Here is a 25,308-nt window from a genome sequence, read left to right on the forward strand (position 1 = left end):
AAATCAGCAGCTATAACTCATTGGTAATTCTTCGGATATTCCATGATGGTTGCTACCCGAGCGACGCTGCGTAGCTGGTTTTATCGCCCGTGGTTTTTGGCGATGATCGCGGCTGTCTTCAGTGTTGCATTGCTGATAGCCGGCGGAATGTTCGTCGCCATGCGCCAGATTGAACAGAACGAAAGCCAGGAAATGAACACCCAGGGCGAGCGTTTTCTGGCACGCCTTGAGCAGCTGTTCGGGCAATTGCGCGAAAGTCTCGATGACCTCGAAGCGCAGCCGCTGCGCAGTTGCGATGAGGAAATGATCGCCACCCTGCAACAGGTCACCTTCAACTATCGCTTCGTCTATGAAGCGGCCTACATGGATGGTGCGCGGATATGCTCCAACCGGCCCCGTCAGGAAGGACTGTCGGTGGTTCGCGCACCGGATATCAAAGGACCGACCTACAGTTACTGGCTCAACACCACCACCGAACCGGATGAAAACCGCGCGGCGCTGATGCTCGGGCGCGGCAATTTTCGCGTGGCGACATCACGCGGGCATTTGACCGACATGGTCGATCTGCCGCCGGACAGCAGCCTGCTGGTGGTGCTGGACCACGGCAAACGGGCGATTCCGGTGCTGGGCACCGCGCAGACGTGGCCACCAACCGAAGCGTGGCCACCCAAAAGCCGCGCGCCCCTGCAAGTCACCCAGTCACGGCTGATCTACCGCATGCCAACCAACAATCCGGAATACCAGTTGGTGCTGATCACCCCGCGCAGCGGCATGCATATTCCCAGCGTCTGGTGGTGGATGGTGCCGATCTGCCTGCTGCTGGGAGCGTTTGTCGGATTCTTTGTGTTTTTGCTGGTGCGCCAGCGCCAGTCACTGGACGCCGAACTCCAGGGCGCCATTCGACGTGGCGAGCTGCAAGTGTTGTATCAGCCGATCTTCGATCTCGATAGCCGCAATTGCGTAGGCGCCGAAGCCCTGCTGCGCTGGCGTCGCCCGGACGGCACGCTGACCAGTCCCGACCTGTTCATTCCATTGGCGGAAAACACCGGGCAGATCCGGCAGATGACAGACTTTGTCCTGCAACGGCTGCTGGAACAACTGGGACCGGTGCTGCGCGCCAATCCGCAGCTGTACATTTCGGTCAACCTCGCCGCCTGCGACGTGATGGTGCCGCGCATCGGCCAGGTCATGGCCAGGCTGCTGACGCTGCACCGGGTCGCCGCGCGACAGATAGCCTTTGAAGTCACCGAGCGCGGACTGATCGACGTGGTGGTGGCGCGGGAGAACCTGCAAGCCTTGCGCGATGTAGGCCATCAAGTGCTGATCGATGACTTCGGTACCGGTTATTGCAGCCTCGCCTACCTGCAGACGCTGCCAGTGGATTGCCTGAAGATCGACAAGGCCTTCATCGACGCGCTCGGCCATGATGCGGCCAGCAGCGGCGTTGCGCCGCACATCATTCACATGGCGCAGGCTCTGGAGTTGAAAGTGATTGCCGAAGGCATCGAGCACGAAGCGCAAGCCGTGTTTCTCAGCAGTGAGGGGGTCAAGTTCGGTCAGGGCTGGCTGTTTGCCCAAGCCCTGAGTGCGGTGCAGTTCATCGAACTGATCACCCGGGGACGGCGCCTCACCGGGCGCCGGCTGGACGACGAAGCCTAGACCGCCAGCGCCATGTAGAACTGCGTGCCCTGCCCCGGCCGCGAATAGACGCCCATCCGCCCGCCATGCAGCTGGACGATTTCCTTGCACAGCGCCAGACCCAGCCCGGCGCCACCCTTCTTGCGCCCGACCTGCACAAACGGCTCGAAAATCCGCCCCTGCTGACCGTAGGCAATGCCTTCGCCGTTGTCTTCGACGCTGATGATCACCCGTTCGCCATGCCGCCGCGCCTGCAGACGAATCTGGCCGTCGCGGGCGGTATGGCGCAGAGCGTTGTCGATCAGGTTGTCGAGTACCCGCTCAAGCTGTGCCTGATCGGCCTGCAGACGCGGCAACGGCCCTTGCACTTCGACGCTCAGGGCAATGCCTTTGCCCGCAGCGCAATCGGCGAAGCGCGACTGCGCCTGCTCCAGCAAATCTTCGATGGAGCACGGCGCCAGAGTGAGTTTCTGCAAGCCGTTCTGATAGCGCGAGAAGTTGAGCAAGTCGTTGATCAACTGCATCAAGCGCTGCATCTCTTCGTTGACCGTGTCGAGCAGGTCCGCCTCGCGTGACTCCGGGGGGAACTTCGCACGTTCGCGAAACAGGCCGAACGCCATGTGCATGCCGGTGACCGGCGTACGCAGCTCATGGGAGGCGCGCAGCACGAACTCGCTGCGCACGCGCTCGAAGGCGCGTTGCTCGGTGACATCGTGCAGCACCATCACCGCACCCAGAATATGCCCCTGGATGTGACTGACCGGGGTCAAACTGTAGGTCAGCAAGCGCGATTCGCCATCGACCTCGATGCTCAAATCTTCCGGGGCGCGCTCAAGGGTACCGCCGCGCAGCACCAGTTGCAGTTGCGCGTCGAGCTCCGGGCGCTCGAGCGCAGTGCCCAGGCCTTGGCCGAGACGGTCACTGTCCCAACCCAACTGACGCTGAGCCACTGGATTGAGGTGTTCCAGATGCCCTTCACGGTCGATCATCAACAAGCCGTCGTCGATGCTGTCGAGCACCGCCTGCAGGCGTTGCTGACCGGCCAGCAATTCGTCGACGTTGGTCGCCTGATGCTCGCGCAGCGCCTCGGCCATAAGCCCGAAGCGCTTGGTCAGCTGGTTCATTTCCATCGCCGAGGAAATCGGCAGCGTCACTTCGAAATTGCCTTGGCCGATGTTGTCCGCCGCTTTGGCCAGCGCCTCGATGGGCGCGCCAAAACGCCGGGCAATGGCGTGCGCGGTGACGAAGCCGATAATCAGCACCGCCAATCCCACCAGCCCGAGCAGACCGGAGACCAGCAGTGCCCTTTCCCGGGCGTCATGCTGCACTGCGTTGATGTTGTCCAGCGCGTGCTTGTGCTCGGTAATCAAACCGTTGCGCAAGGTGTTGAAGCGCTCCCTGAGGTCGCTGTTACCACTGAGCACATTGCCCGGATCACGCGACATCTCGAACGCCTGGAGAAAACTCAGGTAGTCAGCCTTGGCCTGGGTAAACCCGTACTGTCGGCCATCGCCCTCTGCCTCCTGCGAAATGCCTTCATCCAGCAATTGCAGGTAATGCTGCTTTGACGCTTCGAACGCGACGGGGTCGGGCTTTTCGGCCAGCATCAGCACCAGTTGATCGCCGAGGGTCTGGCGCAGTTTGAGCCCCAGGTCGAGGGTCACGAAGTTGCTGCGGATCGTTGCTTCCTGAGTACCGGCCATCTGCATCACGCTGACCAGCCCGAGCAACAGCCCGAGCAAGGCGACCGTGATCAGCGCAGAGATGCTCAGAAACAAGCGAGTGCGCAACTTCATCGCCAGTTTCATCGTCGGGCGCTCACAGGTTGTACTGCTTGCGCTTGCGATACAGGGTCGACGCGTCGATGCCCAAGGTTTTCGCCGCCTGATCAAGGGTGCCTGCCGTTGCCAGCACCGCGCCGATGTGGGCTTTTTCCAGTTCATCGAGGCTCAGCGCGGCACCGACTCGCGGTGCGTTGTTCGCCGGTTGCTCGGCCATGCCGAGGTGGCTGATTTCCACGCGCTCCTGCGGGCAGATGATGCTGGCCCGCTCCACTACGTTGCGCAGCTCGCGGATGTTGCCCGGCCAGCGATAACCCAGCAACGCCTCGCGCGCCTCGTCACTGAAGCCCCGTGCCGGCCGCGCGTACTCTTTGACGAAACGCGCGAGGAAGCGGTCGGCCAGGGTCAGGATGTCCTCGGCACGTTCGCGCAATGGCGGCAGATGCAGGGTGATCACATTGAGGCGATACAACAGGTCTTCACGGAAGCGCCCGTCGCGCACCATGTCCTCAAGATTGAGGTTGGTCGCGGCGAGAATCCGCACATCGGCGCGGCGGGTCACTGGATCCCCTACCCGCTCGTATTCCTTGTCCTGAATAAAACGCAGCAACTTTGGTTGCAAAGTCAGCGGAAAATCGCCGATCTCATCAAGAAACAGCGTGCCGCCGTCTGCTTGATTGACCCGCCCCAAGGTGCTTTCACTGGCCCCGGTGAACGCACCGCGACTGTGGCCGAACAGCTCGCTCTCCATCAGTTCCGCAGTCAACGACGGGCAGTTGATGGTCACGCAGGATTTCTTCTCGCGCTTGCTCCAGCCGTGAATGGCCCGGGCCAGTTCGCCCTTACCTGTGCCGGATTCGCCGAGAATAAGGATGTTGGCGTCGGTACCAGCGACCTGCCGCGCAGTTTCCAGCACGACTTTCATCGCCGGGCTGTGGGAGTCGAGGCCGTCCTTGGGTTTGCGGATCTCGCCTTCGAGGGCTTCCAGACGCGCCGAGAGCTGACGCACTTCCAGTTGCTTGGCGGTGGCCAGACGCAACTGGTCGGGGCTGCAGGGTTTGACCAGATAATCGGCGGCGCCCGCCTGGATCGCATCCACCGCGGTATCAACCGCCGAGTGGGCGGTGACAATGACCACGCGCATCCATGGCGCCTGAATGCGCATCTGCGCCAGTACGTCGAGACCGTTGTCTTCACCCAGACGCAAATCAAGGAAGCACAGGTCAAACACCTGACGTTGCAACAATGCCTCGGCCTGAGCCGCGCTGTTGGCGGTGGCCACTGTATAACCTTCGTCCTCGAGGCAGTAACGAAAGGTTCGCAGGATGGCGGACTCATCGTCCACCAGCAGAATGCGGCCTTGATGCTCAGTGGCAGATTCCATTTTTCCTACGCTCCATAGTGATTGATCTTGGGTTAGTCCCGGAAAAATCGGGCAAGTTGCATGGTTGATTCTGAACGATGCGAGCCATAGGAGGGTAGCTCTCTCCTGCCTTAACGGCCAATCCATTGATTTTGTTGAGTTTTTAAACAATCACCGATTCGCAGGGGTAACCCCGCGTACATTTCTGACATCCAGGACGTGCTCTCAATTCCATAAGAATGAAATCTCCTACGAAATAATCGTGCATTCCGCACGACCGTAGACGACCCATCGTGCAGGATGCGTCCGTCGCTGAATTTTAACTACTTGTAAGCTCTTGATTTTATTGAATATTTTTCAATGAAAAACCTGGCATGCAGCCTGCAATAACTCATTCAGCCCGGGCAGATTCCACTGCCCCAACCGAATAAGAGTGAGGAACCCAGGATGACTCGCCAACGTGCCGCCCAAGTGCGTATCTCGCCACTGCATATCCAGCAAGGCCTGTTTGGCGTGCTTGCACTGTTGATCACCCTGATCGCCTGCCAGCAATACCTGAGCTGGGAAAACAGCCAGAAGCCTGAGCCGCTGATCTCGATTAAACACAGCACGCAGACGCACTTCAGTGCCGTTAGCAGCAGTCAGGCCGAAAGCGCTTCGATGCGCATGATGGACGTCGATCAGCCGCAGCCGCTGGATCAACTGCCACGTGAAGAGCGCTGGGTTTTCTGACAAACCAACGAATTCGGGCGCCTGGCGCCGGGACACGCAATATCCCTAAATAGAGAAGTAAGGAGAATCACCATGTTGAGTTGGGCAATTACATTCTTGATCATTGCCATCATCGCCGCCGTCCTGGGCTTCGGTGGTATCGCGGGCACCGCCACGGGTATCGCCAAGATTCTCTTTGTCGTGTTCTTGGTGATGTTCATCGCTTCCTTCTTCTTTGGCCGTCGCGGCCGAGGTTAACGATGATTGCGTTAAAGACACTGGCAGCCGCCCTGCTTCTGGGCGGTAGTGCCATGGCGATCGCGGCCAATGATGGCCAGGCGCGGGTCAACGAGCTGCTCAGCTCCGACCCGCAATACCGGGAAACCTGGCAAGGCGTTGTGAAGCATGAAGAGCGCCTCCCGGAATGGGTGATGAACCTGTCCGGTACGCCAGAGCAGCAGATGAATGCCGTGACCGAAGATGGCGACAAGTATCTGGTCGGGCCGCTCTGCGAATCCGCAGACAAGTGCCTCAACCACCGCTTGATCGTGGCTTTCAGCTTCGACAAAAAAGATGCCTACGCCATGCTCGTCGATGTGCCCGAAGGACTGCCGGCCGACAAGTCGCCAACGCGACATGCCACTTACCGCTTCCTCGGCAAACCGGATCAGGGCATGCAGAACCTGTTGATGGAAACGCTGAAGAAAGATCCGAACTGGTACTGATTCGAACATGAGGGCAGCGCCCCGCTGCCCTTTATTGCGCCTGCCCGAGGAAGGTCGGCGCATGACCAAGGGGCCGGGACGTTCTGACTGTTGCAGGGTCGGAGTGACCTACGGGTACAGGGAGTGCCTGCGCGAGGGCCGGGTCAGGGTAAAAGCTGCGACGCAGGTTCGCCGACCCTCAGCGGTTCGACGGACTTGCGCTGAGCTTTGCGCGATACAAAACATTGATCCAGAGCGTCCTGCTCGCCTTTTTATGGTTCAGACTGCGCGCGAAAACATTTCGCCGTGTTTCCTGGCGACCGTATATCGAGAAAGAGCCCCTTTAAACTGTGGGACTTCTAGTCTGCAAATGTAGGCTTTTTCCTGAATTTTTCGATGAATTCACTCGTTCAAAAAACAACCAACCTAAGCTGAAATGGCGGGTTCACGGCACTTATGCCGGCTGAAATGTCGTAATCGAACCGCTTGGGACGTCAGTTTCATTTAAAAAATCTCATGCCGATTCGGCATAGGGTAGGCGTTTACGGCATTAGACGGCGCAACCTTGCATCGGAATAGTTGCGCCTTTTTTCGCCTGCCGAAGAGCCGTAAATACGCGCTTCGGGGCACCTTATACGGAGGCAGATGCACAGACTTTTCCGCTAAAGAGCGTTCCAGTTGCTGCATGTGCCTGAGTCAAACGCAAGTAAGGGTAAAGATAATGAAGAAGGCAAAACTCAGCCTCGCCTGGCAGATCCTCATCGGTCTGGTTTTAGGGATTGCAATTGGTGCGTTGCTCAACCACTTCAGTGCCGAAAAAGCCTGGTGGATCAGCAACGTCCTGCAACCGGCAGGCGATATCTTTATCCGTCTGATCAAGATGATCGTGATTCCGATCGTCATCTCCTCCCTGATCGTCGGCATCGCCGGCGTGGGCGACGCCAAGAAACTCGGGCGTATCGGCCTGAAGACCATCATCTACTTCGAAGTCGTCACCACCATCGCGATCATCGTTGGCCTGCTGCTGGCCAACCTGTTCCACCCGGGTGCCGGCATCGACATGAGCACCCTGGGCACCGTGGATATCTCCAAGTACCAGGCGACCGCCGCCGAAGTACAACATGAACACGCGTTCATCGAGACCATCCTCAACCTGATCCCGTCGAACATCTTCGCGGCCATGGCCCGCGGCGAAATGCTGCCGATCATTTTCTTCTCCGTACTGTTCGGTCTCGGTCTGTCGAGCCTGCAGTCGGATCTGCGCGAGCCGCTGGTGAAGATGTTCCAGGGCGTCTCGGAAAGCATGTTCAAAGTCACCCACATGATCATGAACTACGCCCCGATCGGCGTTTTCGCCCTGATCGCGGTGACCGTGGCCAACTTCGGTTTCGCCTCGCTGCTGCCGCTGGCCAAGCTGGTGATCCTGGTTTACGTCGCCATCGCTTTCTTCGCTTTCGTGGTGCTGGGCCTGATCGCCAAGCTGTTCGGCTTCTCGGTGATCAAGCTGATGCGCATCTTCAAGGATGAGCTGGTCCTGGCGTACTCCACCGCCTCCTCGGAAACCGTGCTGCCACGCGTCATCGAGAAGATGGAAGCCTATGGCGCACCGAAAGCCATCTGCTCCTTCGTGGTGCCGACCGGTTACTCGTTCAACCTCGACGGTTCGACCCTGTACCAGTCGATCGCAGCGATCTTCATTGCCCAGCTGTACGGCATCGACCTGTCGATCAGCCAGCAACTGCTGCTGGTGCTGACTCTGATGGTCACCTCCAAAGGCATCGCCGGCGTACCGGGCGTGTCCTTCGTGGTGCTGCTGGCGACCCTGGGCAGCGTTGGTATCCCGCTGGAAGGCCTGGCCTTCATCGCCGGTGTCGACCGCATCATGGACATGGCCCGTACCGCACTGAACGTGATCGGCAACGCTCTGGCGGTACTGGTTATCGCACGTTGGGAAGGCATGTACGACGACGCCAAGGGCCAGCGCTACTGGAACTCCCTGCCGCACTGGCGCAGCAAGGAAAAACTGCCGGCTGGCGAAATCTCCAAGAACTGATCGCTGAACCTCTGTAGGAGCTGCCGCAGGCTGCGATATTTTGATCTTGCTTTTAAAGATCGCAGCCTTCGGCAGCTCCTACAGGTGATTGAGGCAAGCCTTACCGACAAACCCCGGCGCAATCCGGGGTTTGTCGTTTCTGGCGACCCCGCTATCATTCGCCGCATCTTCCGGGGGATTTGACTGATGCTTAATGGCCTGTGGCTTGGCTTCTTCGTCGTGGCAGCAATATCTGCGCTGGTGCAGTGGCTGGTCGGCGGCAACGCCGGGATTTTCGCAGCGATGGTGGAAAGCATTTTTGCCATGGCCAAACTCTCGGTCGAGGTCATGGTCCTGCTGTTCGGCACGCTGACCCTGTGGCTGGGCTTTCTGCGCATCGCCGAGAAGGCCGGGATCGTCGAATGGCTGGCCAAAGTCCTCGGGCCGCTGTTCCTGCGGCTGATGCCGGAAGTCCCGGCGGGGCACCCGGCGCTCGGTCTGATTACCCTGAACTTCGCCGCCAACGGCCTGGGCCTGGACAACGCCGCCACACCGATCGGCCTCAAGGCCATGAAAGCGCTGCAGGAGCTCAACCCCAGCGCGACCATCGCCAGCAACGCGCAGATCCTGTTCCTGGTACTCAACGCCTCGTCCCTGACCCTGTTGCCGGTGACCATCTTCATGTACCGCGCCCAGCAAGGTGCACCGGATCCGACCCTGGTATTCCTGCCGATTCTGCTGGCGACCAGTTGCTCGACTATTGTCGGCTTCCTTTCGGTGGCGTTCATGCAACGCCTGCGCATCTGGGACCCGGTGGTGCTGGCTTATCTGATTCCCGGCGCGCTGATCCTCGGCGGCTTCATGGCGCTGCTGGCGACGATGTCGGCCACGGCGCTGGCCGGGCTGTCGTCGATCCTTGGCAACCTGACGCTGTTCGGCCTGATCATGCTGTTCCTGGTGATCGGCGCATTACGCAAGGTCAAGGTCTACGAGGCGTTTGTCGAGGGCGCGAAGGAGGGCTTCGACGTCGCCAGGAACCTGCTGCCGTATCTGGTGGCGATGCTCTGTGCGATTGGCGTACTGCGCGCATCCGGAGCGCTGGACTTTGGCCTGGACGGCATCCGCCATCTGGTGCAGTGGGCCGGTTGGGACACGCGCTTTGTCGACGCGCTGCCGACGGCGATGGTCAAACCGTTCTCCGGCAGCGCCGCCCGGGCGATGCTGATCGAGACCATGAAGACCTCCGGCGTCGACAGCTTCCCGGCGCTGGTGGCGGCGACGGTGCAGGGCAGTACCGAAACCACGTTCTATGTGCTGGCGGTGTATTTCGGTGCGGTGGGGATCCAGCGCGCAAGGCACGCCGTTGGATGCGCGCTGCTGGCCGAACTGGCCGGCGTACTCGGCGCCATCGGCGTCTGCTACTGGTTCTTCGGCTGACCCACAAGGGCTTCGGGCGACCAATTTCTCTGTGGCGAGGGAGCTTGCTCCCGCCGGGGCGCGAAGCGGCCCTGAAAGATGGGGCTGCTACGCAGCCCAGCGGGAGCAAGCTCCCTCGCCACAAAAGCAATGTTGATCGATCAGGGTCTCTGAAGGGCGACTTTCTGGCCTTGATCTACCGCCCACGCAACAACCTTGGCCGTCAGCCGATCACTGGCCTGTCCAAACCCTGCCACCACCGCCGGCACCTGCACATCGCTCAGCGGTTGGCGCTCTTCAAAGCGCCGACTGGCGAGAATCTTCTGGTCATAGCCGCGCACCAACAACGCATCGACGCGCACCACGACGCTGGCCTGATTGCCCTGATACTCGGTCTGAAACGCCTGCAAGCTGCCGCCCAGTTCCAGATCCGCAGCGAAGTTGCTGTCATCGGTGCTGAGCAATGTCACCCGACCATCGCGGGCAAAACCATCGAGCAGCCGATTACGCACCAGCACCGGCGCCGGATCGCTCCAGCGCGAGGCTTTGTAGCTGCTGATCACGTCACCCTGTGGAATCACCGCGATGTTCGGCCGGTTCAGCGCTTCGCTGGCCTGCAATTTGTTCAGGCGCAGCGACCAGTGCTGGGTCGCCGCCGAACTGGCCGGGGCGGGCGCTTGCGCGGCGGGCAGGCGATAGACATCCGAAGGTTCGGCCTTGGGCAGGATCGAACACGCCGAGAGCAGGGTAAAACTGGCGAGGAAGGCGAAGTGAGTCAGCTTCATGGGGTGAATTCCTTGTTCTTGTCACTGCCCAGCAGGTAGCCGCTGGGGTTGGCCTCAAGGCGTTGGGAAATGCCACGCAGCGAGGTCAGGGTTTCGCGCAGTTCGCGGATCGCCGGCGCCAGGCCATTGAGGCCCTGCATACCGTTGTCGAGCGAGTTCTGGTTCTTGCTCAGCAGGCCGTTGATGGTGGCGCTGCTTTGCTCCAGCGACTTCATCGCCTGCTCGGCACTGCCCAGCGCCTGCTTGCCCTGATCGTTGAGCAGGCCGTTGGCGTTGCGCATCAGTGCCGAGGTTTGCTCGAGCATGCTGCCGGCTTGTTTGCCGACGCTCGCCAGTTGCTGCATGGCCTGACGCAAGTCGCCGCGCTGATCGTTGATCGAACCGGTGGTCTGTTCCAGATGCGCCAGGGTGTTGCTGACGCGCTCGACGTTCTCCGGGGAAAACATCTGGTTGGCATTGTTCAACAGGGCGGTGACCCCGGTCATCAGGTCGTTGCTGTCGTTAAGCAGCCGGGAAATGGGCGAGGGCGACGCGACGATGGTCGGCAATTCGCCGTCGTGTCCGCGCAGTTTCGGACTCTCCGGGGTGCCGCCGCTGAGCTGGATGATCGAAGTGCCGGTGATCCCGGCCAGCGCCAGTTTGGCCTGGGTGTCTTCCTTGACCGGGGTGTCACCACCCAGACGAATCCGCGCCAGCACCCGGCGCGGGTCTTTCGGGTCGAGGCGCAAGCTGACCACGTCACCGACCTTGATCCCGCTGTACTGCACGGGGCTGCCCTTGGACAGACCGCTGACCGCCTCATTGAAGACGATTTCATAATCCTTGAACTCGCTGTCGACGCTGGACTTGGCCAGCCACAGACCGAAGAGCAGGGCGCCCGCCACGACAATTACGGCGAACAGGCCGATCAACACATGATGGGCTCGGGTTTCCATGTCAGACCTCGTTGAGCAATTTGGCGGCGTCCAGCGCCGAGCGGCCACGCGGGCCGTGGAAGTATTCGTGAACCCACCCGTCATCGGTTTCCGAGACCACGTCGATCGGACCGGCGACCAGTACCTTCTTCTGCGCCAGCACCGCCACACGGTCGGTGATGGTGTAGAGCGTGTCGAGGTCGTGGGTCACCAGAAACACGCTCAGGCCCAGCGCATCGCGCAGGGTCAGGATCAGTTGATCGAACTGCGCCGCGCCAATCGGATCGAGGCCGGCGGTGGGCTCGTCGAGAAACAGGATGTCCGGATCCAGCGCCAGAGCCCGGGCCAGCGCAGCGCGCTTGATCATCCCGCCGGACAGCGACGCCGGGTATTTGTCCGCCGCCGACAGCGGCAGCCCGGCCAGCGCCAGCTTCACCGCCGCCAGGTGCTCGGCGTCGTTGCGGCTCAGACCGGCGTGTTCGATCAGCGGCAGGGCGACGTTCTCGGTCACCGTCAGCGAGGAAAACAGCGCGCCTTTCTGGAACAGCACGCCGAAACGCCGCTCGACCAGTGAGCGCTCATGCTCGGACAGGCTCGGCAGGTTCTGCCCGAACACCTTTACGTTGCCTTCGCTGGGCCGGCGCAGGCCGACAATGCTGCGCAGCAGCACCGATTTGCCGCTGCCGGAACCGCCGACCACGGCGAGGATTTCGCCCTTGTACAAATCCAGATCGAGATTCTCGTGCACACTCTGGCTGCCAAAGCGATTGCACAGGCCACGGACTTCGATCACCGCCTCCGAGGGCGCGCGGGGTAAACGACTCACCAGCCCATCTCCATGAAGAACAGCGCAGCCACCGCGTCGAGCACGATCACCACGAAAATCGACTGCACCACGGCGGACGTGGTGTGCGCGCCGACCGATTCGGCGCTGCCACTGACCTTGAAGCCTTCCAGGCAACCAATGGTCGCAATCAGGAAGGCAAACACCGGCGCTTTGACCAGACCAACCAGAAAGTGCTGAATGCCGATGTCGCTCTGCAACAGCGAGAGGAACATCGCCGGCGAAATCCCCAGCGACACCGCGCACACCACGCCGCCACCAATGATCCCGCAGAGCATCGCCAGAAACGTCAGCATCGGCAGCGCCACCAGCATCGCCAATACCCGCGGCACTACCAGCAGCTCCATCGGATCGAGGCCGAGGGTGCGGATTGCGTCGATCTCTTCGTTAGCCTTCATCGAACCGATCTGCGCGGTAAACGCGCTGGCGGTGCGTCCGGCCATCAGGATTGCCGTGAGCAGCACACCGAACTCGCGCAAAAAGGAGAAACCCACCAAATCGACGGTAAAGATCGTCGCACCGAAACTGGCCAGCACCGTGGCACCGAGAAACGCCACCACCGCGCCCACCAGAAAGGTCAGCAGCGCCACAATCGGCGCGGCGTCGAGGCCGGTCTGTTCGATGTGGGCGACGACGGGGGTGATGCGCCAGCGCTTGGGCCGCAGCAGATTGCGGGCAATGGTTTCGAGGATCAGGCCAATGAAACCCAGCACTTGCAGGGTATCCTGCCAGACCGTTTCCACCGCGCGCCCGATGCGGGTCAACAGTTGCACGCTGACGCTGACTTCCGGCTCCTTGATCGGCACACAGAAGTCGGTCAGCGAGCGATACACCGTTTGCAGCAGCGCGCGGTCAGCCTGGGAAATCGTACAGTCGGGGTGTTCGGCGGAGCGGCCCAGACGCTCGGAACCGAGCAGCTCCACCAGCAACGAAGCGCCCGCAGTGTCGAGGGCACCGAGGCTGTTGAGGTCGACCACGGTGTTGGCGTCGTACTGGCCGGTCAGTCGTTCGGTCAGGTGCTTGAGCTCGGCGTAATGGGCAAGCGTCCAGTCCCCGGAAACCCGCAGGCGGGCAGGGCTGATTGACGTGTCCAGCTGGGCATTACCGCTCATTGAGCTGCTGATCATAAGCTCCGTGCTTGTTCGGCTATTAAGCGAACTAACGTAATAGCACGAACCGGATTACTTTTCTTTGATCGCTGTGCTGTCTGTCACTTTGAAACGCAGCACGCCGATCACCTGACCGTCTTCAGTCAGCACCCGCACCTGCCACTTGCCCGCCGGGTTGCCGGGAAAGTTCTGCTTGTGCGTCCAGGCCCGGTAGCCTTCCTTGCGCCCGCCGTGGATGTCGAGGGCGATGCGATCGACCTCTTTGCCGTCGAACTGCCACACATGGTAGATGCGTTCATCCAGCCCGCGCGGCGCGTTGATTGCGGTGTAGGCGTAGAGACCGCCGTTGCGGATCTGCTCGGCGCTGACCTCGTCGAGGCTGGCGCCAGGCGTGCGGTCCTGCAACTGCGTGCTGATCGCCACGTCGGTCATCCACAACGTCGCCGGCGGCACCCACGAGCGCAGGGTCCAGCCGACCGCGCCGATACCGACGGTGATGCACAGAATGGCCAACGCGTTGCGCACGGTGCGGATCGGGAAGATCGACGCCAGACTCGGGAACGACAGCACCACCGCCGTACCCAGTGCCCATTTGAAACTCTGCGCGGTGGTCAGGTGCATGATCACCGGCAGCGCGGTGAGCAGGGCGGCGAACAGGGTCAGGGTATGCAACGCGAGAAACGCCCAGCGCCGTGGCGCCAGCCATTTGTAATAGAGCGGATCGACAATCGAGATCAGCGCGGCGATGCACAGCAGGCCGGTGAAGATCAGTTGGCCGCTGTTCCACGTAGTTGTGATGAAGAAGAACGGCAGGACGAAAAACAGACTTTCCTGGTGGATCATCTGCGTCGCGTAACGCAGCAGCGGCTGGGGGATTTCCCGCTTGAAGATGCGCGTGAACAGCCCGGTCAGGGTGTTTTCCAGCATCAGCCAGATCCAGCTGAGCAGCATGATGATGGTGATCCAGCTCGCCAGCCCTTGCTGGCGATCAACCAGAATGAAACTGCCGACCCCGGAGATGAAACCGCCGAGCGCAATGACCCCGGGATAGCGCTTCATCAATTCGAGGATGCGCTGGATCAGCTGGGGTATTTTCGGCATGTGGGCGGTTCACGACTGAATGGGAAAAAACCTCGACAGAGTACCGCCCGCCGGGCGATGTGGCGAGGCTCCCGGTCAGTAAAATCACGCAGCCCCCTGTGGGAGCGAGCCTGCTCGCGAATGCGGTGGGTCATACAACATTGCATCCACTGACACGACGCCTTCGCGAGCAGGCTCGCTCCCACAGGGTCAGTGTTCGGCGGGTTTTCGGCGGTGATGCAGACGCCAGCCGATCAGGATCAACAGCAGAACCCCGAGACCACCGGCAATCAGCCACAAAACTTCATCATCACTGAGCAACGGCTTTTCGATCCGCAGATACCCCGGCTGCAACAGCAACTCGCGCATGGCCTTGTTCGCCGTTTCCAGGGTCACGCCTTGCAACTCGCGGGCGGGGTTGGCAAAGCGCCCGTCCTCGTAGTCGCCGAGCGCGCTCCAGTAGTAGTCCGCCATGGCGCTGTTGCCCTGTACCGCCCAGGCCTGGTGGGCGATGGCGGCCTGTTTGATCCGGGCGAAGGTGTCGGGGTCGAGGCCGTTTTTCAGCAAATCGGCCTTGAGGTCTTCCAGCACCTGTCTGGCCTCGACGAGATCATCGCGATCGACATCGGCATTGAGGCTCATGAAACCGACCCCGCCGAACACTTCGCGCTCGGCCCACGGCCCATAGGACAAGCCATGGTTCAGGCGAATCTGCCGGTACAGTGCCCAGTCGAGGTAGTCCTTGAGGATGTCGAAGGTCTCGTCGTACTGATCGTCAAGCATCGGCTCCGGCACCAGCCAGTGCAACTTGGCGCTGTCGCCGATGAAGCCACGGGTGAGGGTGCGCTCATGGGCGGCGCTGGTGCGGATATCCGGCAGTTCGCGGTGTTCGGCCGGGTCCACCGCTTCGAGCGCGCCCCAGGTGCGTTCCAGATAGGCCGGCAGCAGTTTGTCGAGTTCACCGACGACGATCAGCGTCATGTTGTTCGGCGCGTACCAGGTCTTGCGCACCTTCTCCAGTTGCTCCTGGGTCAGGTGCCCGACCTCGGCGCGTTGCGGGCATTTCAGGCCCAGCTCCACCGCCAGTTGATTGCTGGCGGTGTGGCCCAGGTCCTGGCGGTCGAGAAAGCGTTGCAGGCGCGTGTAATGGCCGCCGTCCTCGCGCTCGACTACGCGCTTGGCGGCGTTGATCGCATTGTCGTCAATGCGGGTCTGGGTCAGCAGACCGAGCAGCAAGTCGAGCACTTTGCGCTGATTCTTCGCCGGGGCTTCGATGACGAACGTGGTGTCGGCGTTGCTGGTGAACGCGTTCCACTCACCGCCCAACGCCTGCATGCGCTCTTCAAGGCCACCTTCGCCAGTGGCATCGACACCGCTGAACAACAGGTGCTCGAGCAAGTGCGGCAGCTCTTTTTCATCGCAATCGAAATCGTCGAGGCCGACGCCGACCACCAGACGAATCGCCACATGCCCGCGTTCAGTGCCGGGTTTGAGCAACAGCTGTAATCCGTTGGGCAGCGCATAGCCTTCGACCTGGAAGCGATCAACGGCGAAGGCGGGCAGGGAACCGAGCAACAGACAGGCGAACAACAGGCAACGCATAACAGGCTTCCGTACGGCTGATTTGGAGATCCGTGTCGTCAGTCAGGGCTCCATCGCTGGCAAGCCAGCTCCCACAAGGATTTGCGGCGCTCACAAAACCCTGTGGGAGCTGGCTTGCCAGCGAAGGCGTCCGTGAAGCTGAACTCTGAGTTACTGACTGACCCCAGCCCCAGACGTTCAAGGCGAATGCGTAATGTCTACCATATCGTCTGCTTCCAGCGCCCCGGTATCCGCCGTTTCCAGCACCACATAAGCACTGCTGCAGAACAGCGAATTCAAGCGCTTCATATCCGCAATCAGCTCCAGGTGCAGCGAACTGGTTTCCAGACTCTGCACGATCTTACGTTGCAAACGGCTGACATGGGCGTGGGCCAGACGCCGTTCCTGTGCGCGAAAGCGACGTTTCTCGCGCAACAGCTGACGGGCGCTTTCCTTGTCACCGCTGAGGAACACCGACAGGCCCAGGCGCAAGTTGGCGATCAGTTGCTGATGCAACCCGGCCAGATCCTCCAGGCCTTCTTCGGAAAACGACCGACGCTGGGAAGTCTTCTGCTGCTGCACCTTGCGCAGCATGCGTTCAATCAAGTCGCTGGCCAGTTTCAGGTTGATCGCCAGTTCGATGGTCTCCGCCCAGCGCCGACTGTCCTGCTCGCCGAGATCTTCGCGGGGCATTTGCGCCAGGTACAGCTTGATCGCGCTGTACAGCGCTTCGACGTCATCGGTCAGACGACGCATCTCCTGGGTCACGGCGGTCTGCTTGCCACGCAACACATCGAGCATCGCGTCGAGCATGTTGTCGATCAGATCGCCCATGCGCAGAGTCTCGCGGGCCGCGTTGGCCAGCGCCAGGCTAGGTGTCGACAGTGCCGTCAAATCAAGGTGACGCGGCTTGGCGGTGCCGTTGACTTCCGGGCGCTCCGGCAGCAACCAGGCGCACAGCCGCGCCATCGGGGCGACGCTGGGCAGCAGGATCAGGCAGCGCGCGGTGTTATAGAGCAGGTGAAATCCGATGACCATTTCCTGCGGGCTGAAGTCGAGCCCGTCCATCCAGTGCACCAGCGGATCGAGCACCGGGATGATCAGCAGCAGACCGATCAGCTTGTAAAGCAGGCTGCCCAGCGCCACTTGTCGGCCTGCTGCGTTCTGCATGCTGGTGCTCATGAACGCCAGCACGCCACTGCCGATGTTGGCGCCGATCACCAGGCCGATCGCCACAGGCAGGCTGATCACGCTGGCGCCGGCCAGCGTCGCGGTCAGCAGCACAGCGGCGAGGCTGGAATAGGAAATCATCGCGAACAACGCACCAACCAGGGCGTCGAGGAGGATGTCGCCGGTCAGCGAAGCGAAGATCACCTTCACACCTTGGGCGTGGGTGATCGGCGCGGCAGCTTCGACGATCAGTTGCAGGGCGAGAATAATCAGCCCCAGACCGATGCTGACCCGGCCCATCTGCCCGAGGCGCGTCTGTTTGCGCGACAGAAAGAAAATCACCCCGAGGAAAATCAGCAACGGCGACAGCCACGACAAGTCAAAGGTCAGCACCCGCGCCATCAGCGCGGTACCAACGTCGGCACCAAGCATGGTCGCCAGCGCCGGGGTCAGCGCCATCAGGCCCTGACCGACAAATGAAGTGACGAGCATGGCCGTGGCGTTGCTGCTCTGCACCATCGCGGTGACGACGATGCCGGCGACGAACGCGAGCCAGCGTCTGGACATGTTCTGGCCGATCACATGCCGCAGATTGGTGCCGTACACCCGCAGGATGCCGGTTCGGACGATGTGCGTGCCCCAGATCAGCAGGGCCACGGCAGACAGCAAATTGAGCAGGGTGAGCATGCAGACCCCCTGTAGTAGCAGCGCCCCAGAGGGGCAAGTGGACGGCACCGCGCGGTTTCTACGTCTTGTACTTAAGCTGTAGTCGGCTAACGGACTGGGCGCCAGCATTGCACAGCTAAAGTGCGGATTGAAACAAAAGTGTCATGAAAACAGCTTTATTCATACCCCGCGCAATCACCCCAAATCCCTGTGGGAGCTGGCTCGCCAGCGATGACGGCAGCACTGGCGACATTGATGTTGCCTGACACGCCACTATCGCTGGCAAGCCAGCTCCCACAGGGTTTGGGTACGAGTTCAAAATCCGCTGGAACAAAAAAACCTGTGGGCGTCTGGCAAGCCAGCTCCCACAGGTTTTGTATTGCTATCGGACTACCGGATTACTGCCCCGGCACATCCTTGCGCAGCTTCACCGGGTCCTGCTGTTTTTTCTTCCTGGCGATCGCGGTGCGCATCTTGATGTTGATCGCTTCCACCGCCAGCGAGAACGCCATGGCGAAGTACACGTAGCCTTTTGGCACATGCACATCGAACGCTTCGGCGATCAGTACGGTACCGACCACCAGCAGGAACGACAGCGCCAGCATCTTCAGCGACGGGTGCTTGTCGATAAATTCGCTGATCTTGCCCGAGGCCGCCATCATCACCAGCACGGCGACGACGATTGCCGCGACCATCACCGGCACATGGGAGACCATGCCGACGGCGGTGATCACCGAATCCAGCGAGAACACGATGTCGATGATCGCGATCTGGATGATGGTATAGAGGAAATTACCGCCCTTGCCCGAAGGCTCGTCGCCGCTTTCGTCTTCGCCTTCGAGCGCGTGGTACATCTCTTGCGAGCTCTTCCACAGCAGGAACAGGCCACCGAAGAACAGGATCAGGTCGCGCCCGGAAATGCCCTGGCCGAACACCACGAACAGGTCGGCGGTGAGGCGCATGACCCAGGTGATCGACAGCAGCAACAGGATCCGCGTGATCATCGCCAGACCCAGGCCGAAGATCCGTGTGCGCTGCTGCATGTGCTTGGGCATGCGGCTGACCAGGATCGAAATCATGATGATGTTATCGATACCCAGGACGATTTCCAGGGCGGTCAGAGTAAAGAAGGCAACCCAGATTTCGGGGTTGGTCAGCCAATCCATGTGTATTCCTTTGAGCGAGTGTTAAACCATGACGCCAGCAAGCAGCTGGCGTCATGGTGAGTGAATGCCGTTACATCGTGCTGAACAGCGGGAATGTCCCCAGCAGCAAGGCGGCCACCAGTATGCACAGGCAGACCAGCACTGCCCACTTCAGGGTGAAACGCTGGTGGTCACCGAACTCGATACCGGCCAGCGCCACCAGCAGGTACGTCGACGGTACCAGCGGGCTGAGCAAGTGGACGGGCTGACCGACGATCGAGGCACGTGCCATTTCCACTGCGGTGATGCCGTAATGGCTGGCCGCTTCGGAGAGCACCGGCAACACGCCGTAGTAGAACGCGTCGTTCGACATGAAGAACGTGAACGGCATGCTCACCAGCGCCGTGATTACCGCGAGATAGGGCCCGAGGAAGTCCGGGATCACCGCCAGCAGACTTTTCGACATGGCGTCGACCATGCCGGTTCCGGACAGGATACCGGTGAAGATACCCGCAGCGAAAATCAGACTGACCACCGACAGCACGCTGCCGGCGTGGGCCGCCACGCGGTCCTTCTGCATTTGCAGGCACGGGTAGTTGACGATCATCGCGATGCTGAACGCCACCATGAACAGCACCGGCAGCGGCAGCAGGCCGGCGATCAGGGTGCACATCAGCGCCAGGGTCAGCAGGCCGTTGAACCAGATCAGCTTCGGACGGCGGGCATCGGGGAACTGCGAGACGCTGATTTCGCTGTGATCGATCTCGTCGCCGATCAGGTGCAACTCGCCCAGACGCGCACGTTCACGTTTGCCGTAGAAGTAGGCAATGATCAGGATCGCCACCACACCGGCGGCCATCGCCGGGATCATCGGCACGAAGATGTCCGACGGGTCCACATGCAGCGCACTGGCGGCGCGGGCGGTCGGGCCACCCCACGGGGTCATGTTCATCACGCCACCGGCGAGGATGATCAGACCGGCCATGATCCGCGGGCTCATGCCGATGCGGCTGTACAGCGGCAGCATGGCGGCCACGCAGATCATGTAAGTGGTCGCGCCGTCACCATCGAGGGAGACGACGAGCGCCAGCACGGCGGTACCGACCGAAACTTTCAGCGGGTCGCCCTTGACCAGTTTGAGGATCTTGCGCACGGCCGGGTCAAACAGGCCGGAGTCGATCATCAGGGCGAAGTACAGAATGGCGAACATCAGCATCACGCCGGTCGGCGCAAGCTTGGTAATACCTTCGAGCATCATCGGGCCGATCTTCGGCGCGAAACCACCGAACAGGGCGAACAGGATCGGGATGATGATCAGGGCGATCAGCGCAGACAGGCGCTTGGTCATGATCAGGAACATGAACGTGATGACCATGGCGAAGCCAAGGAAAGTCAGCATGGGATTACTCCAGGCGTAGCGCGGCTAATTGAGTGAGCGGATCGCAGGGGATCAGCGCAGAACGGGAAGCACGAGACGTACGGGCGGAGTTTCAGCGAGGAGGCGGGCTACAGAGGACATCAGAATCACCATTGTTGTTGTTAATTGGGCCTGTCGTGCGAGCGATCACACGCATCGGCCAACCGGTCTGTTGCCGGTAGTGGCGGCGATCCTAATCGGGCAACCTTTCAGCTACCTTTCGTTGACCGGAAAACAGACAGGTCCAGCGGCCGCATCGCGCCCATCCAGATCGCGTGCTCGGTGTGATCGAGCAAATCGTCGCCGGTGTCGGGGTGAAGGAACACCACCAGGCCCTTGCGATTGAGTGCCAGCCACGGCAATACCTCGCCGATCATCTGCGGGCCGAAGGCCAACTGGCAGCTCCAGTCAGGGTGCGGGCCGACCGGGCGTTCATGAACGCGGCCCATCTTCAATGGAAACGACTGCGCGGCTTGCTCACACAACGCGCGTGCCTGATCGATGGTGTCGGCATCGAAATAGATGTGGGCGTGGTAGCCCTTGATCGCTGGCATCTGAAACCCTCGCAAATCGGTTCGAACCCTGGGCGGTGCCCATATGTCACACGCCATACAAGGGATTATAAAAAGGATCAGCCATGAAAAATGCCGAAACCCCGACGGTGAAAGTGGTGCTCTATGGTGCCATGGCCAGCCTGGGCGGTGCGTTGATGGCTGAGTTGCTGCGACGCCAGCACGAAGTCATCACGATTCTCGACGATTTGAACGTACTCGCGCCACGTCCCGGCCTGCGCACCAAAAGCGGCGATTTGTTCGATGCCGAGCGGGTCAAGCAAAGCGTAGCGGGCAGCTCGGCAGTGATCTGTCTGCTGGACGCGCCGGGCTTGCCGTTCAGCAGCGACCATGTGGAAAGGTCCGTGGTGCTCGGGCCGGTGGAACAAGTGCTGGCGGTCGATGCGCTGGTCGACGGCCTGCAAGCGGCCAATGTTTCACGGCTGTTTCTGGTGGGGAATTTTGCCGTGCTCGACGAGCCGGAACTGGACGACGGCCTGCAACGCCACGCCGCCGAAGAAATCCGCGAAGCCCTGCAGAGCAGTCCGCTGCAGTGGACGCTGGTGAACGCACCTCATGGCGTGGCGGGGCTGACCATCGAGCATTTCAGCCAGGTCGGCGGCAATCTTGAGCCAGGGCTGGCGGAGCCGCTGGAGCGGCTGAACCGGGTCGCGGTGGGGATTGCCGATGAGCTGCGGCTGAACCTGCATGTCGGGCAGCATGTGAATTTTGTGGCGACGTCGGATACGTAAAAGATCGCAGCCTGCGGCAGCTCCTACAGAGAGTTGTTTTTGATGTTCAAACCGCAATCGACGGCAGCGCCACCCCGGCAAGGGATTCGGCGCTGCTGGCCTGCTCGGCCATCAACCAGTCGACAAACTGCTGAATCAACGCGCCCCGGCGTTTGCGTTGCGGCAGCACCACGTAATAACCCAGGCGCGACAACGTGGTCTCGGCGATCGGCCGACACAGCAAGCCTTGGCTCAGCAAGTTATCCACAAGGTGGCGCCAGCCGATGGCCACGCCTTGGCCGCCAATCGCCGCTTGAATCAACAGCGTGTAGTTGTCGAAGCGCAATTGCCCCGGTGCCGGCGGGGTGCTGATGCCCAGTTCGCGAAACAGCCCGCTCCAGTCAAACCAGTTGCTGCTGTTTTCCCCGCGCAGATGCAGCAGCGGAAACTCCAGCAACGCCTGGGCAGGCAAAGGCAGGGCGCGCTCCTTGAGCAGTTGCGGGCTGCACACCGGGAACACTTCTTCGCTGAACAGCCAATGGCTTTCGCCCTGTTTGAAGCGCCCGTCACCAAACAGGATCGCGACATCGATGTCGGTGCGCAGCATGTTGTGGCTGCGCTCGCTGGTGACCAGGCTGACATCGACGTTCGGATTGGCTTCATGGAAGCGGTGCAGGCGCGGCATCAGCCAATAGGCGGCGAAGGCGAAATCGGTGGCGACCTGCAATACCTCGTGTTGTTGCTGCGTGCTGATCGCACTCAATCCTGCGTCAATATGCTGCAAACCGAGCTGAACCTGCTCGAACAGGATCGCGCCGCCTTCGGTCAGTTCAATACCGCGATAGATCCGGTCAAACAGTCGTGCTCCCAGCTGTTCTTCCAGACGCTTGATCTGCTGGCTGATCGCTGGCTGCGTGGTGCCCAGCTCAACCGCCGCCGCAGTAAAACTGCGGTGACGGGCCGCCGCTTCGAAAGCGCGCAACAGGTCGAGAGACAAATTGCCGAGGGCTTCATACATAAGCTGTGCTTATCCTAGTCATTGTCCGGCGCGGGCTTTACCCGACAGAGCATGGACTCCATGCTCGATCGCAGCAATGTCGCATAACTATTCACTATGGAATGCCGCGATCACATGAAGCGCAAGAACATTCTTTTCATCATGGCCGATCAAATGGCCGCGCCAATGTTGCCGATCTACGGCCCGTCGCCGATCAAACTGCCGAATCTTTCGCGCCTCGCCGCCCAGGGCGTGGTATTCGATGCCGCTTACTGCAACAGCCCGCTGTGCGCGCCGTCGCGTTTCACCCTGGTCAGCGGCCAGCTGCCGAGCAAGATCGGCGCCTACGACAACGCCGCCGATTTCCCCGCTGACATTCCGACTTACGCCCACTACCTGCGCCGTCTCGGCTATCGCACCGCGCTGTCGGGCAAGATGCATTTCTGCGGCCCGGACCAATTGCACGGCTACGAAGAGCGTCTGACCAGCGACATCTACCCGGCCGACTACGGCTGGGCGGTGAACTGGGACGAACCGGACGTGCGCCCGAGCTGGTATCACAACATGTCGTCGGTATTGCAGGCCGGGCCGTGCGTGCGCACCAATCAGCTCGACTTCGACGAAGAGGTGGTGTTCAAGGCCCAGCAATACCTGTTCGATCACATCCGCGAGGACGGCGACCAACCGTTCTGCCTGACCGTGTCGATGACGCACCCACATGACCCGTACACCATTCCCAAGGCGTTCTGGGATTTGTACGACGACGCGGATATCCCGCTTCCGACGACGCCGGATCCACATTCCCTCGATCCACATTCGCAACGCCTGCTCAAGGTCTACGACCTGTGGGACAAGCCATTGCCTGTGGATAAAATCCGCGACGCGCGACGCGCATATTTCGGTGCTTGCAGCTATATCGACGCCAACGTCGGCAAACTCCTGAAAACCCTCGAAGATTGTAGGCTGATGGAAGACACTGTCATCGTCTTCTCCGGCGACCATGGCGACATGCTGGGAGAAAAGGGCCTCTGGTACAAAATGCATTGGTTCGAAATGGCCGCTCGCGTGCCCCTGTTGATAAGTGCACCCGGTCAGTTCAAACCGGGCCGTGTCACATCTGCCGTCTCCACTGCCGACCTGTTACCGACCTTCGTCGAACTGGCCGGCGGCAGCCTGGAACCGAATCTGCCGCTGGACGGCCGCTCCCTGGTGCCGCATCTGCAAGGGCAGGGCGGGCATGACGAAGTGTTCGGCGAATACATGGCCGAAGGCACGGTCAGCCCGCTGATGATGATTCGTCGTGGCGCGTACAAATTTATCTACAGTGAAAACGACCCGTGCCTACTCTTCGATGTGCACAACGACCCGCGTGAACTCGAAGAGCTCAGCCAGTCGCCGCAACATCGCCAACTGTTCGACGATTTTCTCGCCGAAGCGCGGGCCAAATGGGACATGCCGGCCATTCACCGCGAGGTCCTCGCCAGCCAGCGCCGTCGTCGTTTTGTCGCCGACGCCCTGACCATCGGCAAGCTGAAGAGCTGGGATCACCAGCCGCTGGTGGACGCCAGTCAGCAGTACATGCGCAACCACATCGACCTCGACGATCTGGAACGCAAGGCTCGTTATCCACAACCCTGCCAAAACCAATAATGTAAGGGGAAGTCCATGCGCAAGTTATCCACAGCACTGACGATAGGCCTGCTGGCTCTGGGCAGCGCGTCGGCATTTGCCGAGCAAAGCTGCGAAACGGTGAAAATGGCCGACCCGGGTTGGAGTGACATCGCCGCGACCAACGCCATCACCGGGTTTCTGCTGGACGGCATGGGCTACAAGGCCAAGGTCGACACCCTCGCGGTACCGATCACATTCGGCGGTCTGAAGGACGGCCAGGTGGATGTCTTTCTCGGCAACTGGATGCCGGCGCAGCAGGGCTTCTACGACAAGTTCGTCGCCACCGGTGACGTCACGCAACTGGCGAAGAACCTCGACGGCACCGAGTTCACCCTCGCTGTTCCGGATTACGTGTGGGACGCCGGTGTGCATAACTTTGCCGACCTGAACCAATACGCGGACAAATTCGACAAGAAAATCTACGGCATCGGTTCCGGCGCGCCCGCGAACATTTCGCTGCAGGAAATCATCAAGAAAAACGACTTCAACCTTGGTCAGTGGAAGCTGATCGAATCCAGCGAACAAGCGATGCTCGCCGAAGTCTCGCGGGCCGTGAAGAAGCAGAAATTCGTCACCTTCCTCGGCTGGACCCCGCACCCGATGAACGTGCAGCTGAAGATGCATTACCTCAAGGGCGGCGAGAAGTATTTCGGCGACACCGGCAGCGTCTACACCCTGACGCGCAAGGGCTACGCCGAGGCTTGCCCGAACGTGGGCAAGTTGCTGACCAACCTGTCGTTCACTCAGGACATGGAGAACAGCATCATGGCCGAGGTGGTGAACAAGAAAGTCAGCAATGCCGATGCGGTGAAGGCATGGATCAAGGCCAATCCGGCGGTGCTGGACAAGTGGCTGGAGGGGGTGAAGACCGTGGACGGCAAGGATGCTTTGCCAGCGGTGAAGGCCAAACTCTGATCCAGTCCAACCCGCTTCTTGTAGTGAGGGGATTTATCCCCGATGGGCCGCAAAGCGGCCCTTAAATCTGAATTCACGGTATGTCAG

At 60.7% G+C, this 25,308-nt stretch carries 22 protein-coding genes; 9 read left to right on the plus strand and 13 right to left on the minus strand.

All coding sequences use genetic code 11. The features are described 5' to 3' along the window. Positions 1-45: 45 nt before the first annotated feature. On the plus strand, positions 46-1,659 hold the full coding sequence (locus tag L6D63_RS22535) for an EAL domain-containing protein (protein ID WP_179295003.1): 1,614 nt from the start codon (positions 46-48) through the stop codon (positions 1,657-1,659). On the opposite strand, the gene L6D63_RS22540 is transcribed toward L6D63_RS22535, so the two are convergent. Both L6D63_RS22540 and algB read right to left on the minus strand, forming a co-directional pair. Next, a complete protein-coding gene (locus L6D63_RS22540) occupies positions 1,656-3,446 on the minus strand; it encodes a KinB sensor domain-containing domain (RefSeq protein ID WP_041073672.1) in 1,791 nt (596 codons plus the stop codon). The genes L6D63_RS22535 and L6D63_RS22540 overlap by 4 nt on opposite strands. A gap of 10 nt (positions 3,447-3,456) precedes the next feature. Then, positions 3,457-4,803 (minus strand): sigma-54-dependent response regulator transcription factor AlgB, encoded by a 1,347-nt coding sequence (algB, locus tag L6D63_RS22545; RefSeq protein ID WP_047297450.1) that lies wholly within the window; start codon positions 4,801-4,803, stop codon positions 3,457-3,459. Between the two features lie 426 nt (positions 4,804-5,229). Here algB and L6D63_RS22550 point away from each other — a divergent pair, with 426 nt between their 5' ends. From L6D63_RS22550 to L6D63_RS22570, 5 genes are all read left to right on the plus strand, one after another. Further along, positions 5,230-5,514, plus strand: a complete 285-nt coding sequence (locus L6D63_RS22550; RefSeq protein WP_095667911.1) for a hypothetical protein — start codon at positions 5,230-5,232, stop codon at positions 5,512-5,514. A gap of 72 nt (positions 5,515-5,586) precedes the next feature. Next, positions 5,587-5,751, plus strand: a complete 165-nt coding sequence (locus tag L6D63_RS22555; protein WP_003177151.1) for a DUF1328 domain-containing protein — start codon at positions 5,587-5,589, stop codon at positions 5,749-5,751. Positions 5,752-5,753: 2 nt separating this feature from the next. Further along, complete coding sequence (locus tag L6D63_RS22560; protein WP_047297448.1) at positions 5,754-6,218, plus strand: inhibitor of vertebrate lysozyme family protein; 465 nt, start codon at positions 5,754-5,756, stop codon at positions 6,216-6,218. A gap of 700 nt (positions 6,219-6,918) precedes the next feature. Continuing rightward, complete coding sequence (gene gltP / locus L6D63_RS22565) at positions 6,919-8,250, plus strand: glutamate/aspartate:proton symporter GltP (protein WP_047297447.1); 1,332 nt, start codon at positions 6,919-6,921, stop codon at positions 8,248-8,250. A 186-nt stretch (positions 8,251-8,436) separates the two neighbouring features. Beyond that, positions 8,437-9,666: a nucleoside recognition domain-containing protein gene (locus tag L6D63_RS22570; RefSeq protein ID WP_041073662.1), complete on the plus strand. Its 1,230-nt coding sequence runs from the start codon at positions 8,437-8,439 to the stop codon at positions 9,664-9,666. 140 nt (positions 9,667-9,806) lie between these two features. Here L6D63_RS22570 and L6D63_RS22575 read toward each other — a convergent pair whose 3' ends face one another. The 10 genes from L6D63_RS22575 to L6D63_RS22620 all read right to left on the minus strand — a co-directional run bounded on the left by L6D63_RS22575 (position 9,807) and on the right by L6D63_RS22620 (position 20,910). Continuing rightward, positions 9,807-10,430, minus strand: a complete 624-nt coding sequence (locus L6D63_RS22575; protein ID WP_047297446.1) for an ABC-type transport auxiliary lipoprotein family protein — start codon at positions 10,428-10,430, stop codon at positions 9,807-9,809. Further along, positions 10,427-11,365 (minus strand): MlaD family protein, encoded by a 939-nt coding sequence (locus L6D63_RS22580; RefSeq protein ID WP_095667914.1) that lies wholly within the window; start codon positions 11,363-11,365, stop codon positions 10,427-10,429. Before L6D63_RS22580 ends, L6D63_RS22575 begins: the two co-directional genes overlap by 4 nt. A gap of 1 nt (position 11,366) precedes the next feature. Further along, entirely contained in the window at positions 11,367-12,170 is an 804-nt protein-coding gene (locus tag L6D63_RS22585) for an ABC transporter ATP-binding protein (protein ID WP_047297444.1), read from the minus strand. Continuing rightward, positions 12,167-13,315: an ABC transporter permease gene (locus tag L6D63_RS22590; protein ID WP_131671849.1), complete on the minus strand. Its 1,149-nt coding sequence runs from the start codon at positions 13,313-13,315 to the stop codon at positions 12,167-12,169. Before L6D63_RS22590 ends, L6D63_RS22585 begins: the two co-directional genes overlap by 4 nt. A gap of 54 nt (positions 13,316-13,369) precedes the next feature. Beyond that, on the minus strand, positions 13,370-14,398 hold the full coding sequence (locus tag L6D63_RS22595) for a DUF5924 family protein (RefSeq protein WP_047297442.1): 1,029 nt from the start codon (positions 14,396-14,398) through the stop codon (positions 13,370-13,372). A 189-nt stretch (positions 14,399-14,587) separates the two neighbouring features. Continuing rightward, a complete protein-coding gene (locus L6D63_RS22600; RefSeq protein WP_095667917.1) occupies positions 14,588-15,979 on the minus strand; it encodes a M16 family metallopeptidase in 1,392 nt (463 codons plus the stop codon). 177 nt (positions 15,980-16,156) lie between these two features. After that, positions 16,157-17,815: a Na/Pi cotransporter family protein gene (locus L6D63_RS22605; RefSeq protein ID WP_047297440.1), complete on the minus strand. Its 1,659-nt coding sequence runs from the start codon at positions 17,813-17,815 to the stop codon at positions 16,157-16,159. Between the two features lie 377 nt (positions 17,816-18,192). Then, positions 18,193-18,960 carry a TerC family protein gene (locus L6D63_RS22610; RefSeq protein WP_047297439.1) on the minus strand — a complete coding sequence of 256 codons (768 nt, stop codon included), beginning with the start codon at positions 18,958-18,960 and terminating at the stop codon, positions 18,193-18,195. 70 nt (positions 18,961-19,030) lie between these two features. Then, on the minus strand, positions 19,031-20,338 hold the full coding sequence (locus L6D63_RS22615; protein ID WP_041073646.1) for a CitMHS family transporter: 1,308 nt from the start codon (positions 20,336-20,338) through the stop codon (positions 19,031-19,033). A 227-nt stretch (positions 20,339-20,565) separates the two neighbouring features. After that, positions 20,566-20,910: a DOPA 4,5-dioxygenase family protein gene (locus L6D63_RS22620; protein WP_047297438.1), complete on the minus strand. Its 345-nt coding sequence runs from the start codon at positions 20,908-20,910 to the stop codon at positions 20,566-20,568. Between the two features lie 83 nt (positions 20,911-20,993). Here L6D63_RS22620 and L6D63_RS22625 point away from each other — a divergent pair, with 83 nt between their 5' ends. After that, positions 20,994-21,659, plus strand: coding sequence for an NAD(P)-dependent oxidoreductase (locus tag L6D63_RS22625; RefSeq protein WP_041073642.1), 666 nt, complete (start codon positions 20,994-20,996; stop codon positions 21,657-21,659). Positions 21,660-21,705: 46 nt separating this feature from the next. On the opposite strand, the gene L6D63_RS22630 is transcribed toward L6D63_RS22625, so the two are convergent. Then, on the minus strand, positions 21,706-22,656 hold the full coding sequence (locus L6D63_RS22630; protein ID WP_047297437.1) for a choline sulfate utilization transcriptional regulator: 951 nt from the start codon (positions 22,654-22,656) through the stop codon (positions 21,706-21,708). A 114-nt stretch (positions 22,657-22,770) separates the two neighbouring features. Here L6D63_RS22630 and betC point away from each other — a divergent pair, with 114 nt between their 5' ends. Next, a complete protein-coding gene (betC, locus tag L6D63_RS22635; RefSeq protein ID WP_047297436.1) occupies positions 22,771-24,285 on the plus strand; it encodes a choline-sulfatase in 1,515 nt (504 codons plus the stop codon). A gap of 15 nt (positions 24,286-24,300) precedes the next feature. Continuing rightward, the gene (gene choX / locus L6D63_RS22640) at positions 24,301-25,221 is read left to right on the plus strand and encodes a choline ABC transporter substrate-binding protein (RefSeq protein ID WP_047297435.1); all 921 of its coding nucleotides are present in this window, start codon (positions 24,301-24,303) and stop codon (positions 25,219-25,221) included. Positions 25,222-25,308: the final 87 nt, after the last annotated feature.

This window comes from Pseudomonas parakoreensis (genome assembly GCF_021602155.1).
GTDB classification, from domain to species: domain Bacteria; phylum Pseudomonadota; class Gammaproteobacteria; order Pseudomonadales; family Pseudomonadaceae; genus Aquipseudomonas; species Aquipseudomonas parakoreensis.

Excerpts from the sequence above, each read along its gene's own strand:
- L6D63_RS22535 (WP_179295003.1), top strand. The coding sequence starts at position 46 with ATGGTTGCTACCCGAGCGACGCTGCGTAGCTGGTTTTATCGCCCGTGG.
- L6D63_RS22540 (WP_041073672.1), bottom strand. The coding sequence starts at position 3,446 with ATGAAACTGGCGATGAAGTTGCGCACTCGCTTGTTTCTGAGCATCTCT.
- algB (WP_047297450.1), bottom strand. The coding sequence starts at position 4,803 with ATGGAATCTGCCACTGAGCATCAAGGCCGCATTCTGCTGGTGGACGAT.
- L6D63_RS22550 (WP_095667911.1), top strand. The coding sequence starts at position 5,230 with ATGACTCGCCAACGTGCCGCCCAAGTGCGTATCTCGCCACTGCATATC.
- L6D63_RS22555 (WP_003177151.1), top strand. The coding sequence starts at position 5,587 with ATGTTGAGTTGGGCAATTACATTCTTGATCATTGCCATCATCGCCGCC.
- L6D63_RS22560 (WP_047297448.1), top strand. The coding sequence starts at position 5,754 with ATGATTGCGTTAAAGACACTGGCAGCCGCCCTGCTTCTGGGCGGTAGT.
- gltP (WP_047297447.1), top strand. The coding sequence starts at position 6,919 with ATGAAGAAGGCAAAACTCAGCCTCGCCTGGCAGATCCTCATCGGTCTG.
- L6D63_RS22570 (WP_041073662.1), top strand. The coding sequence starts at position 8,437 with ATGCTTAATGGCCTGTGGCTTGGCTTCTTCGTCGTGGCAGCAATATCT.
- L6D63_RS22575 (WP_047297446.1), bottom strand. The coding sequence starts at position 10,430 with ATGAAGCTGACTCACTTCGCCTTCCTCGCCAGTTTTACCCTGCTCTCG.
- L6D63_RS22580 (WP_095667914.1), bottom strand. The coding sequence starts at position 11,365 with ATGGAAACCCGAGCCCATCATGTGTTGATCGGCCTGTTCGCCGTAATT.
- L6D63_RS22590 (WP_131671849.1), bottom strand. The coding sequence starts at position 13,315 with ATGATCAGCAGCTCAATGAGCGGTAATGCCCAGCTGGACACGTCAATC.
- L6D63_RS22595 (WP_047297442.1), bottom strand. The coding sequence starts at position 14,398 with ATGCCGAAAATACCCCAGCTGATCCAGCGCATCCTCGAATTGATGAAG.
- L6D63_RS22600 (WP_095667917.1), bottom strand. The coding sequence starts at position 15,979 with ATGCGTTGCCTGTTGTTCGCCTGTCTGTTGCTCGGTTCCCTGCCCGCC.
- L6D63_RS22605 (WP_047297440.1), bottom strand. The coding sequence starts at position 17,815 with ATGCTCACCCTGCTCAATTTGCTGTCTGCCGTGGCCCTGCTGATCTGG.
- L6D63_RS22610 (WP_047297439.1), bottom strand. The coding sequence starts at position 18,960 with ATGGATTGGCTGACCAACCCCGAAATCTGGGTTGCCTTCTTTACTCTG.
- L6D63_RS22615 (WP_041073646.1), bottom strand. The coding sequence starts at position 20,338 with ATGCTGACTTTCCTTGGCTTCGCCATGGTCATCACGTTCATGTTCCTG.
- L6D63_RS22620 (WP_047297438.1), bottom strand. The coding sequence starts at position 20,910 with ATGCCAGCGATCAAGGGCTACCACGCCCACATCTATTTCGATGCCGAC.
- L6D63_RS22625 (WP_041073642.1), top strand. The coding sequence starts at position 20,994 with ATGAAAAATGCCGAAACCCCGACGGTGAAAGTGGTGCTCTATGGTGCC.
- L6D63_RS22630 (WP_047297437.1), bottom strand. The coding sequence starts at position 22,656 with ATGTATGAAGCCCTCGGCAATTTGTCTCTCGACCTGTTGCGCGCTTTC.
- betC (WP_047297436.1), top strand. The coding sequence starts at position 22,771 with ATGAAGCGCAAGAACATTCTTTTCATCATGGCCGATCAAATGGCCGCG.
- choX (WP_047297435.1), top strand. The coding sequence starts at position 24,301 with ATGCGCAAGTTATCCACAGCACTGACGATAGGCCTGCTGGCTCTGGGC.